This is a genomic window from Tsukamurella sp. NPDC003166, assembly GCF_040611135.1.
Classification (GTDB): domain Bacteria; phylum Actinomycetota; class Actinomycetes; order Mycobacteriales; family Mycobacteriaceae; genus Tsukamurella.
Window position 1 is genome coordinate 68,588 of sequence record NZ_JBEXNL010000016.1, and the last position, 13,294, is coordinate 81,881.

General features: G+C 67.8%; 14 protein-coding genes. 6 read left to right on the forward strand and 8 right to left on the reverse strand.

The features are described from left to right. Positions 1-37: 37 nt before the first annotated feature. A complete protein-coding gene (locus ABZX10_RS17405) occupies positions 38-1,435 on the forward strand; it encodes a DUF349 domain-containing protein (RefSeq protein WP_355542475.1) in 1,398 nt (465 codons plus the stop codon). A 127-nt stretch (positions 1,436-1,562) separates the two neighbouring features. Here ABZX10_RS17405 and ABZX10_RS17410 read toward each other — a convergent pair whose 3' ends face one another. Further along, positions 1,563-2,189, reverse strand: a complete 627-nt coding sequence (locus ABZX10_RS17410; protein WP_355542478.1) for a hypothetical protein — start codon at positions 2,187-2,189, stop codon at positions 1,563-1,565. Between the two features lie 71 nt (positions 2,190-2,260). Beyond that, the gene (gene miaB / locus ABZX10_RS17415) at positions 2,261-3,772 is read right to left on the reverse strand and encodes a tRNA (N6-isopentenyl adenosine(37)-C2)-methylthiotransferase MiaB (protein ID WP_355542481.1); all 1,512 of its coding nucleotides are present in this window, start codon (positions 3,770-3,772) and stop codon (positions 2,261-2,263) included. A 149-nt stretch (positions 3,773-3,921) separates the two neighbouring features. On the opposite strand from miaB, the gene ABZX10_RS17420 reads away from it, so the two are divergent. Genes ABZX10_RS17420 through ABZX10_RS17440 form a run of 5 tightly spaced genes read left to right on the forward strand, consistent with a single transcriptional unit; the run spans position 3,922 to position 8,418 of the window. Next, positions 3,922-4,650: an amino acid ABC transporter ATP-binding protein gene (locus tag ABZX10_RS17420; RefSeq protein ID WP_355542594.1), complete on the forward strand. Its 729-nt coding sequence runs from the start codon at positions 3,922-3,924 to the stop codon at positions 4,648-4,650. A 41-nt stretch (positions 4,651-4,691) separates the two neighbouring features. Continuing rightward, on the forward strand, positions 4,692-5,816 hold the full coding sequence (locus ABZX10_RS17425) for a transporter substrate-binding domain-containing protein (protein WP_355542484.1): 1,125 nt from the start codon (positions 4,692-4,694) through the stop codon (positions 5,814-5,816). Next, positions 5,817-6,500 carry an amino acid ABC transporter permease gene (locus ABZX10_RS17430; RefSeq protein ID WP_355542487.1) on the forward strand — a complete coding sequence of 228 codons (684 nt, stop codon included), beginning with the start codon at positions 5,817-5,819 and terminating at the stop codon, positions 6,498-6,500. After that, positions 6,497-7,444 carry an amino acid ABC transporter permease gene (locus ABZX10_RS17435; RefSeq protein WP_355542490.1) on the forward strand — a complete coding sequence of 316 codons (948 nt, stop codon included), beginning with the start codon at positions 6,497-6,499 and terminating at the stop codon, positions 7,442-7,444. The genes ABZX10_RS17430 and ABZX10_RS17435 overlap by 4 nt, the downstream gene beginning before the upstream one ends. A gap of 5 nt (positions 7,445-7,449) precedes the next feature. Further along, a complete protein-coding gene (locus ABZX10_RS17440) occupies positions 7,450-8,418 on the forward strand; it encodes a glutamate ABC transporter substrate-binding protein (RefSeq protein WP_355542493.1) in 969 nt (322 codons plus the stop codon). 2 nt (positions 8,419-8,420) lie between these two features. Here the strand turns inward: ABZX10_RS17440 and ABZX10_RS17445 are convergent, their stop codons facing one another. From ABZX10_RS17445 to ABZX10_RS17470, 6 genes are all read right to left on the reverse strand, one after another. Continuing rightward, positions 8,421-8,795, reverse strand: coding sequence for a VOC family protein (locus ABZX10_RS17445; RefSeq protein ID WP_355542496.1), 375 nt, complete (start codon positions 8,793-8,795; stop codon positions 8,421-8,423). 166 nt (positions 8,796-8,961) lie between these two features. Next, positions 8,962-9,549: a DUF3558 domain-containing protein gene (locus ABZX10_RS17450; protein WP_355542499.1), complete on the reverse strand. Its 588-nt coding sequence runs from the start codon at positions 9,547-9,549 to the stop codon at positions 8,962-8,964. After that, the gene (locus ABZX10_RS17455; RefSeq protein WP_355542502.1) at positions 9,546-9,929 is read right to left on the reverse strand and encodes a hypothetical protein; all 384 of its coding nucleotides are present in this window, start codon (positions 9,927-9,929) and stop codon (positions 9,546-9,548) included. Before ABZX10_RS17455 ends, ABZX10_RS17450 begins: the two co-directional genes overlap by 4 nt. Positions 9,930-10,087: 158 nt before the next feature. Beyond that, positions 10,088-10,699 carry a regulatory protein RecX gene (locus tag ABZX10_RS17460; RefSeq protein ID WP_355542505.1) on the reverse strand — a complete coding sequence of 204 codons (612 nt, stop codon included), beginning with the start codon at positions 10,697-10,699 and terminating at the stop codon, positions 10,088-10,090. 6 nt (positions 10,700-10,705) lie between these two features. After that, positions 10,706-11,755 carry a recombinase RecA gene (gene recA / locus ABZX10_RS17465; RefSeq protein WP_068570532.1) on the reverse strand — a complete coding sequence of 350 codons (1,050 nt, stop codon included), beginning with the start codon at positions 11,753-11,755 and terminating at the stop codon, positions 10,706-10,708. Positions 11,756-12,074: 319 nt separating this feature from the next. Further along, positions 12,075-13,289 carry a DUF4041 domain-containing protein gene (locus ABZX10_RS17470; protein WP_355542509.1) on the reverse strand — a complete coding sequence of 405 codons (1,215 nt, stop codon included), beginning with the start codon at positions 13,287-13,289 and terminating at the stop codon, positions 12,075-12,077. Positions 13,290-13,294: the final 5 nt, after the last annotated feature.

Sequence of the window (13,294 nt, forward strand, 5' to 3'; positions counted from 1 at the left end):
GCAGCCGTGACGCGCGGCGCAGACGAAGGGGAATCCCGTGGCCGAGAACGACCCGATCGCCGAGACCACTCCGATCGAGAACACCGCCCCGAAGCCCACCCCGGGCGCCCGGCCCGGCCCCAAGCCGCATCCGGGGCCGCACCCCGGCCCCCGGCCCGGTGGCCCGCGCCCGCACGCTCCCGCCGCCGCGCAGGCCGCACCGCGGGCGCGCCCGGCCTCCGACCCGAGCCGGCACGGCCGGGTCGACGAGGACGGCACCGTCTACGTGATCACCTCCGGCGGCGAGCGCGCCGTCGGGTCGTGGCAGGCCGGCGAAGGCGCCGAGGGGCTCGCGCACTACGGCCGCAAGTACGACGAACTCGCCACCGAGGTCGAGGTGCTCGAGGAGCGCCTGGCCAGCGGCACGAGCGACCCGAAGAAGGTCCGCGCCGCTGCGCAGCAGGTGGCGGACACGCTGCCGACCGCGGCCGTGGTCGGCGACCTCGACGGCCTGGCCGCCCGCGTGGGCGCGCTGCTGACCGGCGCCGACACGGCGATCGTGACGGCGCAGGCCGACCGCGAGAGGAGCCGGTCGGAGGGCATCGCCCGCAAGGAGGCGCTCGCCGCCGAGGCCGAGACGATCGCGTCCGAGGCCACCCAATGGAAGACCGCGGGCGACCGGATGCGGGCGCTGCTCGACGAGTGGAAGACGATCAAGGGCGTCGACCGCAAGACCGACGATGCGCTGTGGAAGCGCTACTCGAAGGCGCGCGACGCGTTCAACAAGCGCCGTGGCGCGCACTTCGCCGAGCTCGACCGGGAGCGCGCGGGCGCGAAGGCGCGCAAGGAGGAGCTCATCGCCGAGGCCGAGAAGCTCAAGAACGACACCGCCTGGGGCGAGACCTCCGCGAAATTCCGCGACCTGCTCGCCAAGTGGAAGGCCGCCGGCCGCGCGCCGCGCGACACCGACGACGCGCTGTGGGCGCGGTTCAAGGGCATCCAGGACGAGTTCTTCTCGGCGCGCAACGCCGCCGCCGACGAACGGGACGCCGAGTTCACCGAGAACGGCAAGGCGAAGCAGGCCCTGCTCGACGAGTACACCCCGCGGATCGAGTCCGCGGCGAACCTCGCCGCGCAGAAGTCCGCCCTGCGCGAGCTGCAGGACAAGTGGGAGGCGATCGGCAAGGTCCCGCGCGAACAGATGGGCTCGCTCGAGGCCGGCATCCGCGCGCTGGAGAAGAAGATCAAGGCCGCCGACGACACCCAGTGGCGGCGCACCGACCCCGAGGCGACGGCCCGCGCGGCGCAGTTCCGCGACCGCGTCGCGCAGTTCGAGGACCAGGCGGAGAAGGCCGAGAAGGCCGGCAAGACCAAGGACGCCGTGCGGCTGCGCGAGCAGGCCGCCCAGTGGCGCGAGTGGGCGGACGCGGCGGAAGGCGCTGTCGAGAACCGCTGACCCACCGCGGTCGCGGGAAGTAGAGCCGGACGCGGCGGAGGACGCTGTCGAGAACCGCTGATCCCCGACCTCGAGAAAACAGAACCGCCCGGCTGATCGCCGGGCGGTTCTGCGTTCGTCGAGGGTGCTAAGCCTCGTCGGTGGGGCGCTGCGCCCGCGGCGCGCGGTTGCCGATGCGGTTGGACCGCGCGAAATCCTCCCACTCCTGCGCGGCGTCCCGTCGGTCCTGCTCGGCGGCGAGTTGGAACGGCGAGCGCGCCCAGATGGTCTTGATCCACACGACGGCGAGCACGACCATCGCCAGCCAGCCGAGGTAGAGGCCGATGCCCGCACCGCTCGGCGGCTCGCCGTGCAGGCCGTTGGTCTGCCGGGACCAGACCGACAGCAGGCCGAAGACCACGGCGACGCCGCTGCCCGCGCCCGCGATCACCGACAGTACCCACCGGCGGGTGAGCAGCGCGGCGCCGGAGGCGAACACGCCGAACAGAACCTCGAGCCAGACGAACACCTTCGACACGATCACCAGCGAACTGCCCGCGACGTGCGGATCGCCCGTGATGATCTCGATGCCCGTGACCGATCCGGTGTGCGGGAGCGCGAGGGAACCGATCACCGCGACCACGGCGATCGCGGCGACCAGGATGCGCGGGCCGACCTGGAACTCGCCGGCGAGCTTGCGTTCGACCGACTCGACCTGCGTGCGCAGGCCGTCCAGCTCGTCGGCGCTCCGGGGGTTCTCGCTGTCCGCGTTCATGGGGTCCATTGTCCACCCCGCGCCCGGAGTTGTCTCCTACAGGTCGTCGTAGCGCCCCGTCGGGCAGCCGGTCAGCAGGTCGAGCAGCCCGACGCGGCCGGCGCGGACGCGGCCTCGGGGCGGCCCACGGGCGGCAGTCCGAGCCCGACCCCGACGGGGGCCGTCACGGGCGTGATCTCCGCCTCGACGTTGTCACCCGCGCGGGTCCGCCGATGGGTGAGCACGCCGGCGTCGGCGACGAGGTGGTGCGGCGCCGCGCCGGTGATCTCGACCTCGACGACATCGCCGGGACGGATGCCCTCCCGCCCTGCGAAGTGCACGAGCCGGCCGTCGCGGGCCCGCCCGGACATGCGCTTGGTCTCCGCGTCCTTGCGGCCCTCCCCGAGCGCCACGAGGAGCTCGACGGTGCGCCCCACCTGCTTCTGATTCTCTTCGAGCGTGATCCGCTCCTGGAGCTCGATCAGCCGCATGTACCGCTCCTGCACGATCGCCTTCGGCAGCTGATCGGGCAGGTCCGCGGCGGGGGTGCCGGGGCGGATCGAGTACTGGAAGGTGAACGCCGAGCTGAACCGGGCCTTCTCGACCACGTCGAGGGTGGCCCGGAAGTCCTCCTCGGTCTCCCCCGGGAAGCCGACGATGATGTCGGTGGTGATCGCGGCGTGCGGGATCTTCGCGCGGACGCGGTCGAGGATGCCGAGGAACTTGGTGCTGCGGTAGCTGCGACGCATCTCCTTGAGCACGCGGTCCGAGCCGGACTGCAGGGGCATGTGCAGCTGGGGGCAGATGTTCGGGGTCTCCGCCATGGCGTCGATCACGTCGTCGGTGAACTCGGCGGGATGCGGGCTGGTGAACCGCACCCGCTCCAGGCCCTCGATGCGGCCGCAGGCGCGCAGCAGGTCGGCGAAGGCGCCCCTGTCGCGGCCGAGCTCGGGGTCCGCGAAGTTCACGCCGTAGGCGTTGACGTTCTGGCCGAGCAGCGTGACCTCGGAGACGCCCTGGTCGACGAGGGCCTGCACCTCGGCGAGGATGTCGCCCGGGCGGCGGTCCACCTCCTTACCGCGGAGGCTCGGCACGATGCAGAACGTGCAGGTGTTGTTGCAGCCGACCGAGATCGAGACCCACCCGGCGTAGGCGCTCTCGCGGCGGGCGGGCAGCGTCGACGGGAAGGCGTCCAGCGCCTCCTTGATCTCGACCTCCGCCTTCTCGTTGTGCCGGGCGCGCTCGAGCAGGGTCGGGAGCGAGCCGATGTTGTGCGTGCCGAAGACCACGTCGACCCACGGAGCCTTCTTCACGACGGTGCCGCGGTCCTTCTGGGCGAGGCAGCCGCCGACGGCGATCTGCATCCCCGGGCGCTCCTTCTTGATCGGCGCCAGGTGGCTGAGGTTGCCGTAGAGTTTGTTATCGGCGTTCTCGCGGACCGCGCAGGTGTTGAACACCACCAGATCCGCCTGCTGGTCTCCCTCCGCGCGCACGTAGCCGGCGTCCTCGAGCAGGCCCGAGAGGCGCTCGGAATCGTGCACGTTCATCTGACACCCGTAGGTGCGGACCTCGTACGTTCGGCTGGCGGGAGCTGCTTCGATCACCCCTCCAGGGTATCGGCGACCGCAAATCCGACCCCGAAGGTAGATTTCCGATACCAATACTGCGGACTTTACGCGGACGAAACCTGACCGAACATAGGGTCGTCCCCATGACTACTCCCGCAGCGACCGGGCCCACCGGCGCGGTCCCGATGATCGAGATCGAGTCCGTCGACAAACACTTCGGCGCCCTGCACGTACTCAAGGACATCAACCTCACCGTCCCGAAGGGGCAGGTCGTGGTCATGCTGGGCCCGTCGGGCTCCGGCAAGTCCACGCTGTGCCGCACCATCAACCGGCTCGAGCCCATCGACTCCGGCACCATCAAGATCGACGGTGCGCTGCTCCCCTCCGAGGGACGGGGCCTGGCGAACCTCCGCGCCGAGGTCGGCATGGTGTTCCAGTCGTTCAACCTGTTCGCCCACAAGACGATCCTCGACAACGTGACGCTGGGCCCGCTCAAGGTCCGCAAGCAGTCGAAGGCCGATGCGGAGAAGCGGGCGCTCGAGCTGCTCGACCGGGTGGGCATCGTCGCGCAGAAGGACAAGTACCCCGCCCAGCTGTCCGGCGGTCAGCAACAGCGCGTGGCGATCGCCCGCGCGCTCGCGATGGGGCCGAAGGTCATGCTGTTCGACGAGCCGACCTCGGCGCTCGACCCCGAGATGGTCAACGAGGTCCTCGACGTCATGGTCGGCCTCGCCAAGGACGGCATGACGATGGTGTGCGTGACCCACGAGATGGGCTTCGCCCGCAAGGCCGCGGACCGGATCCTGTTCCTCGCGGACGGCCAGATCGTCGAGGACACCGACCCCGAGTCCTTCTTCACCGCGCCGAAGTCCGACCGGGCGAAGGACTTCCTCGGCAAGATCCTGGGGCACTGATGACATCACCTATCGCTACGAAACCACGACGGTGGCGGGGTGTGATCGCCGCCGCGGCCGCAGTCGCCGTCACGCTCCCCCTCGTCGCCGCGTGCGGCACCGACACACCGCGCAGCCTGCTCGACTCGATCAAGAACGGCCATGTCGTGCTCGGCACGAAGTTCGACCAGCCGGGTCTCGCGATCCAGAACCCGGACAAGTCGCAGACCGGCTCGGATGTGCAGGTCTCCGAGTTCGTCGTCAACCAGATCGCGAAGAACAACGGCTGGGCGGCGCCGAAGATCACGTGGAAGGAGACACCGTCCCCGCTGCGGGAGCGGATGATCGAGAACGGCGAGGTCGACATGATCGCCGCCACCTACTCGATCAGCAAGCCCCGCAAGGCGAAAGCCGACTTCGCGGGCCCGTACCTGCTCACCTACCAGGCGCTCCTGGTGCGGAAGAACGCCGAGCACCCGATCAAGACACTCACCGACCTCAACTCGGGGCGCAAGCTGTGCTCGGTGTCGGGATCGACGTCCGCGCTGAACGTGCAGAGCGCGCTGCCGAACGTCCAGCTGCAGCAGTACGACGGGTACGCCTCGTGCGTGGAGGGCGTGCGCCGCGGCGTGCTCGATGCGCTGACCACCGACGCGACGATCCTCGCCGGCTTCCAGGCGAAGTACCCCGGCGAGTTCGACATCGTCCCGATGACCTACCCGCAGGACACGACGCTCAAGGACGGCACCAAGAAGAAGAAGGGCGATCAGTTCTCGACCGAGCGGTACGGCATCGGCATCCGCAAGGGCGACGGCCCCGCGATGGTGCAGATCAACCGGGCGCTGGAGCAGATGACGCTCGGCGAGGAGGGCGCGGCGCGCTTCGCCGCCTCCGCGATCCCGTCGAAGCCGACCTGCCAGGTGTCGAAGGACACCACGACCGCCTATACCGAGGCCGCGTACGCGGACCCGAACAACAGGCTGTTCCAGGTCCTGCGGGAGAACCTCGGCGAGTACGCCACCACGATGATCGACCAGGGCCGGATCGACCCGGCGACGGGCAAGCCCGCGTCGGCGCTCGTGCCCACCCCCGGCGACCAGACCTGGTTGCTCACCACCGCCACGCCGACCCCGGCACCGAGTACGCCGGTGACGCTGGCGCCCGTCTGCGCGAAGGAGGGCAGCTAGATGTCCACCATGTGGGCCGACCTGGGCCCGAAGCTGTGGCCCGCCTTCTGGGTCACCATCAAACTGACCATCGTCTCCGGCATCGGCGCCATGATCTGGGGCACCGTCCTCGCGGGCATGCGCGTCTCACCGGTGCCCGCGATGCGGGTGTTCGGCACCTGGTACGTCAACATCGTCCGGAACACGCCCCTGACGCTGATCATCCTGTTCCTGTCGCTGGGCCTGTACCAGAACATGGGGTTCGCGCTCGCCCCCGATAACGCGGACTTCATCGACAACAACAACTTCTGGCTCGCGACGGTCGGCCTCATCGTCTACACGGCGACCTTCGTGTGCGAGACGCTGCGATCGGGCTTCAACACCGTTCCGCTCGGCCAGGCCGAGGCGGCGCGGTCGCTGGGGCTGAACTTCATGCAGGTGTTCACGCTCGTCGTGCTGCCCCAGGCGGCGCGGGCCGTCATCGCGCCCATGGGCAGCGTCCTCATCGCCCTCACGAAGAACACCACGCTGGCCTCCATCATCGGCGTGGGCGAGGCGGCCCTCCTGATGAAGGGCCAGCTGGAGAAGTACGGCGATCAACTGGTCATCATCTTCGTCATCTTCGCGGTCGGCTTCATGATCATCACTCTGTTGGAGGGCGCCGTGTTCGGCTACTTCGCTCAGCGACTGGCGGTGAAGCGATGAGTGCCAAGTCGACCTCGACGGTCCTCTACGACGCGCCGGGCCCCAAGGCGCGCGTCCGCAACAACATCATCGCGGTGGTCTTCATCGTGGTGCTCGCCGCGCTCCTCGCGTGGGTCGTGGCCGTGCTGGCCAACAACGGCCAGTTCGACCACGACAAGCTCGCCCCGTTCACCGACAAGAACTACTGGATCAACTACATTCTGTTGGGCCTGTGGGGAACGCTCAAGGCGGCGTTCGCCTCGATCGTGCTCGCGATGATCATGGGCGCGCTGCTCGGCATCGGTCGGCTCTCCGATCACCGCTCGGTCCGCTGGGCCACGGGCGCGATCGTGGAGTTCTTCCGCGCCATCCCGGTGCTGATCCTGATCTACTTCCTGTACATCGTGTTCGGCGTCTACAAGGTGTTCACGACCGACTACATCGCGTTCTTCGCCGTGGTCTTCGGCCTCACCCTGTACAACGGCTCGGTGATCGCCGAGATCCTCCGGTCGGGCATCAACTCACTGCCGAAGGGGCAGTTCGAGGCGGCGAAGGCGCTGGGGCTGCGCAAGACCCAGACCATGCGGCTGATCCTGCTCCCCCAGGCCGTGGCCGCGATGCTTCCCGCGCTGATCTCGCAGATGGTGATCGCGCTCAAGGACAGCGCACTCGGCTACCAGATCGGCTATGTCGAGGTGGTGAAGAAGGGTATCCAGGCCGGCACCTATTGGGGCAACGTGATCCCGTCACTGATCATGGTGGCGATCATCATGATCCTCATCAACTTCGGCTTGTCGGCGCTCGCGTCGAACATCGAGCGGAACCTGCGCGAGGGCCGCAAGAAGAAGATGATCGTCGATGCGCCGCATCCGCTTCCGGAACCCGGGCTGATGTCCAAGGAGGTCCTGGAGACCACGCATCCCGACCCGAAGCACAAGGATCTGCGGCAGGACTTCGGCGACTGACCGCCGTGCTTCCGAGATCCGCCCCGCGCCGGAGCGCGGCCACGGCACTGGTCACGGTGCTCCTGGCCGCGCTCTGCGCGTGTTCGGGCCCCTCACCGCGGAACCTGCTGTCCTCCATCGACGACGGTGCCGTCCTCATCGGGGTGAAGGTCGACCAGCCCGGGCTCGGACTGCGCGGGCCCGACGGTGCGCTGTCCGGCTTCGACATCGACGTGGCACGGTACGTGATCCGGACGGTGGCCGCGTCGCGCGGGAAGGCCGAGCCCAGGATCACCTGGCGGGAGACGCCGTCGTCGCAGCGCGAGCAACTCATCGACAACGGCGAAGTGGACGCCGTCGTCGCCTCGTACTCGATCGACGGTGCGCGGGCTGGAGCGGTCGGTTTCGCCGGTCCGTATCTCGTGACCCGGCAGGGGCTGCTCGTGCGGCGCGACGAGTCGGCGATCGGCACGGTCTCGGACCTGGGCCGCGATCGGTCCCTGTGTTCGGTCACCGGGTCGACGTCGGCCCGTGCGGTGAAGACCCTGCTCCCCGGTGTGCGACTCGTCGAGTTCGACACCTACTCGGCGTGCGTGGACGCGTTGGCACGCAAGAACGTCGATGCCGTGACGACCGACGAGGTGATCTTGGCCGGCTTCGCCGCGCAGCGGCCCACCGCCTTCCGGCTCGTCGACATGAGTGTGCCGAAGGACGGCTGCATCGACGGGCGGCTGCGGGCCGCGGGCGCACCGTTCGCGGTCGAGCGCTACGGCATCGGGCTCGGCCGCGACGATTCCGCGGCCCGCGAGGCCGTCAACGCGGCCCTGCGGTCGATGCTCGAGAGCGGCGAGTGGGAGCGGTCGCTCCGACGCGCCGTCGGCGATGAGGAAGCCGCGCGCACCCTCGAGCGGGACGGCGGCGCCGCAGAATCCCTCGCCCGGATCGGCGACCTGTCGTTCCTCTCCGCGACGAACTCCCCCTGCGCGGCCCGCTGAGCTCAGAGGTACGGACTCGTGAGCAACTCGATGCCGTGGCCCGCGGGGTCGCGGACGTAGACCCCGCGGCCGCCGTGTCCGTGGTTGATGCGGCCCGGCTCCTTCCAGAACGGATCCGCGGCGTGGTCCACGCCGCGCTCGGTGATGAGCGCGTACGCCCGGTCGAAATGCTCGTCGTCGAGCAGGAACGCGTAGTGCTGCGGCTGGATGTCGATCGGCGGCGCCGCGATCTGCAACAGGACGCCGTCCTCGATCTCGAGGTTGGAGAATGGGCCCCAGGACTCGACGGGCTTCGCCTCGAGGTAGTCGCGGTAGAACGCCGCCGATTCCTCAGTGTTCGTCGCAAAGATGATGGTGTGGTTGAAACGTGCTGACATGGAATCTCCTTCGGGTGGGTTCGGTGTTGTGTTCGTCCGTACCCGCCCGGTGGCGACCGCGCCGTCAACCGTTCGCCGGATCACCCGTCCGTGCGTGGCCCGAGGCCGTTCCGGCAGTCATGCGACCGACGGTACCCGTTGCCGATCCCCCGAGGTCGGGCCGCGGTCACGGTGCCTTGCTGATCGCGAGGGACGCGAACGCGACGGCGCGCTCGCACTCCACGGTGTTACCCGGAGATGTGTTCGTCGTCGCGACGATCGTCGCAACAATCGACTCGGCTGACCGAAACACCGCAAGGCAGTTGTCGTTTTCGGCTGCTACCGCCAGTGTCCGGCCATGAACGGTTCGATCGGTCTGCCATCGAAGCGAGGCCATGTAGCGCTTGTACTGCTCGAGGGTCATTTCGCGTCCGACGATCTGTGAGTACCGCGTTCCGCCGTGACGGATGGTGTAGTCGATACCTCGCCAGTGGCAACCGCGGTAGTTCGCTGCGTCCACCTTGGCGGCATCCTCAATGCTGTCAGGGTTGATCTCAAGCGCTGCCAACTCCGCATTGCTGTACGCGTTGCACGGCTCGAAGCTGGTGCCGTCGGTGCGGTCGTTCGTACGGTCCTTGATCGTGGGAGTAAACGGCAGCGGCTTCGGCGAGTTGTGAGACTGCTGGGCACCGACGGGATCGCCGGGCACGACAACGGTGCAACCGCCCAGCACGAGGGAGGCAGCTACTGCGAACGTTGCAATTCCTCGGCTCATCCAGTGCCGATCACTCGGTTGATCTGTTCCTCGCTCGCACCCTCGGTACGCAGTATCCAGCGACCGATCTCGCGATACGACTCGGCCATAGAGTTCGCCTCCGCGGCCTGCGCGAGGAGAGTCTTACGGATCGATCGGTCGTGCTCGACCACGCCGAGCCTGATGTTGTACGTGGCCGCGTCGCCCTCCACAGTGGGGCCCAGAAGGTTCTGACTTCCGACGTCGTTCAGTCCGTCTGCGGCAGCCACGAGCCGATCGGCGTGCCGCTCAAGGGCGCGGGCCAGCTCCTCCTGCGGATTACCGTCGGACACCATGGAGGGGCGATCTTTGATTCCCTCCCGCGCAGCCTCGATGATCTCGGTCATTTCCCCGCCGGCCATGGCACCCCCTTGCTGTCGATCCGTCCGCACAGACGTCCCTATGAATTGGACGCACCAGCCTCGAGATCGGTTCCACAGATCAGACAGCGAAGCCCCCGGAGCGGTCTCCGAGGGCTTCACTTCGCTGGGGATCGCTCCCCCGGTCTATTCACGCGGCTTCAGCCGCGGTCGGCGTCGGCCCTTTCGCGGACGGCGTCCAGCACCACCGACATGGCCAGCGACGGGTGGTAGCCACGACGGCCGAGCATCCCCACCAACCGCTGCGTGAGCTTGTCGCGCTCCGCCCGGTCCTCCGGGACCTCGACGCGAGCGAGCTTGCGCTCCACCAGCTCTGCGGCCCGCTCCCGCTCGTCCTCGCGACTGACGGTGTCGAGGGCCGCCGTCGCCTCCTCGGCGCCGACGCCCTTGCTGCGCAACTCCTGCGCCAACGCGCGCCGCCCGCGGCCGGAGAACTGGTGCCGCGACTGCACCCAACGCTCCGCGAAGGCCGCATCGTCGATCAGGCCGGCGGCGACGAACTTGTCGAGCATGCGCTCTGTGAGTTCCTCGTCGAACCCCTTCTTGGCGAGCTTCGCCCGCAGCTCAGCCCGGGAATGGTCCCGCATGCCGAGCGCGCGGTAGATCAGGTCACGGGCGAGCGCCTCGCGCTTCGCCGGATCCTGTTCGACCTCCTGCCGCCGCCGCGGTTCCCCGTCACCGTCGTCCGCGGACCGTCGGCGACCTCGCCGACGGCCCCGGGAGACGACCTCGTCGTCCGAGTAGTCGGACATCGCGGCCTAGAAGTCGACGGGCGCCGGCGCGATCTCGTCGGCATCGACGGTGATGTCCGCACCCACGCCGAGCTTCTCCTTGATCCGCTTCTCGATCTCGTCGCGGACGTCGGGGTTCTCGAGCAGGAACTTGCGGGCGTTCTCCTTGCCCTGGCCCAGCTGGTCACCGTCGTAGGTGTACCAGGAGCCCGACTTGCGGATGAAGCCCTCGTTGACGCCCATGTCGATGATCGAGCCCTCACGGCTGATGCCCTGGCCGTAGATGATGTCGAACTCGGCCTGCTTGAACGGCGGCGAGACCTTGTTCTTGACGACCTTGACGCGAGTACGGTTGCCGACCGCGTCGGTCCCGTCCTTGAGGGTCTCGATGCGGCGGACGTCCAGCCGCACCGACGAGTAGAACTTCAGCGCCTTACCGCCCGTGGTGGTCTCGGGCGAGCCGAACATGACGCCGATCTTCTCGCGCAGCTGGTTGATGAAGATGGCAGTGGTGCCCGAGTTGTTCAGCGCGCCCGTCATCTTGCGGAGCGCCTGGCTCATGAGGCGGGCCTGCAGGCCGACGTGGCTATCGCCCATCTCGCCCTCGATCTCGGCCTTGGGCACCAGGGCCGCCACCGAGTCGATGACGATGATGTCGAGCGCGCCGGAACGGATCAGCATGTCGGCGATCTCGAGCGCCTGCTCACCCGTATCCGGCTGCGAGACCAGCAGGGCATCGGTATCGACGCCCAGCTTCGCGGCGTAGTCGGGATCGAGCGCGTGCTCCGCATCGATGAACGCCGCGATGCCGCCGTTGGCCTGCGCCTCCGCGACCGCATGGAGCGCCACCGTGGTCTTACCCGAGGACTCCGGGCCGTAGATCTCGATGACGCGGCCGCGCGGCAGGCCGCCGATGCCCAGCGCCACGTCCAGCGCGATGGAGCCCGTGGGAATCACCGCGATGGGCTGACGCACCTCGTCTCCGAGGCGCATGACGGAACCCTTGCCGTAGTTCTTGTCGATCTGCGCGAGGGCCAGTTCGAGGGCCTTGTCGCGATCCGGTGCCGCAGGTGCCATGGGACTCTCCGTCCTTGAAGGCCGGAGCGGGGAAGACGCTGCCGGCGCTGGGTTCTTCAGTTGCCACGGACGTTAGAGGGAGCCACTGACAAGTTTTCACATCCCCATCGGATGCGCACCCTGCCGGCTCGCTCTCGCGTCGAACACCACCGACTATAGGCGAACGACCGTTCGAAGCAAGTATCGAACGTGCGACACGCCGCAACCCACCTTCCTCCGAGAATCTCGGCCCTCAGACCAGCTCGCGACCTGCGCCTACGCCACTCATTCGACCTGCCGCAAACGGCGAACCTCCACATGAGGGTTCGGTCCAACGTCGTCATCGTGCCGATGGCGGCCAGCTACCCACGCTCTGGAAGTACTGAGCCGCCTCGGGCTCGTCGACGTATTCGAGCAGTGTGCCGACTTCCGCGATCAGCACATGTTTCACATCGGCGGCGCTCGCGAAGAAGAACTCCCGACGCAGGTTCGCGTGGTTCAACCGCCGAGCCGCGAACGCCTCATGCAGGCGCGCCTCCAGTGTGACCGCATCGTCCGAGAAGTACAGCGCGTGAACGTCGAAGGGGAAGGGCACCGACGCACTCCCCAACTCGCGCACTCGGTCCATTGGATCGAGACGTCGCGTCATGCCGATCTTCACCACGCCGGGCCCGAACGCTCCCTGATTGCTGATCACGTAGACATAGCCCGCTCTGATGTTGGCCTGCCGGTAGTCGTTGTCCTCGATGGCCGACTCGATCTCCGACAGCTTGTCCTGAATCCGCTGCCTGTCCGGCGCGTCGTCCGCTAGAGAATCCAGAACGTTCATGTAATGCGAGTGCTCTTTGTCCAATTTCTCACGCTGCGCCGCAAGCTCCTGCTCAACCTTGCGTTCCTCACGAAGCCGCTCCTTCTCCGCACGCTGCTCCTCGCGCTCCTGCTGAGCCTTCATGAGGTAGTCAGAGGTCAATTCCAACTCCTCGACCCTGAGTCGGTGGTAATCGTCAGAGACCCGCATCTCCATCATCGCGCCCAGCTTGGAGATCGCAGCCGCTGACTTCTCGAGGCGCCGCACCGCGGTTTCAAGATTGCCCGCGCGGATCGTCCTCACACAGATATCCGCCTCAGCGTTGTACGCACGCAGCATGAGCTTCGAGAACTCCGCTGTCATCTTCCTGCCCTTGGCGAGGGAATTGTTGTAACTGAACATGTCCGATGCGATGATGGCGGTCCCCCGCTTGACCTCGTCCTTCACCGCCGCCTGAATCGCGCTCAGTCGATCGCGATATGCGACGGCATCGTCGAGTCGGTGCCGGTACTGGTAGATACCGACCTCTTGCAGAACCCGGCGGTCATCCGTCTCGACCACGTCATCGATTCCCGTTCCTGAACCGGGCACGCGGGAAACAGTCCCCGCACACGGGGCGTCGGACGCACGAGCCTTCTCCAACGCCCCTTCGAGCTCCGCGATCCTCTCAACGTATGCCGCTGCCTCGCGCTCCTTCACCACCAACTGTTCTCGAAGTATCCGCAACACTCCGTCGAGATCACTCATCGCCG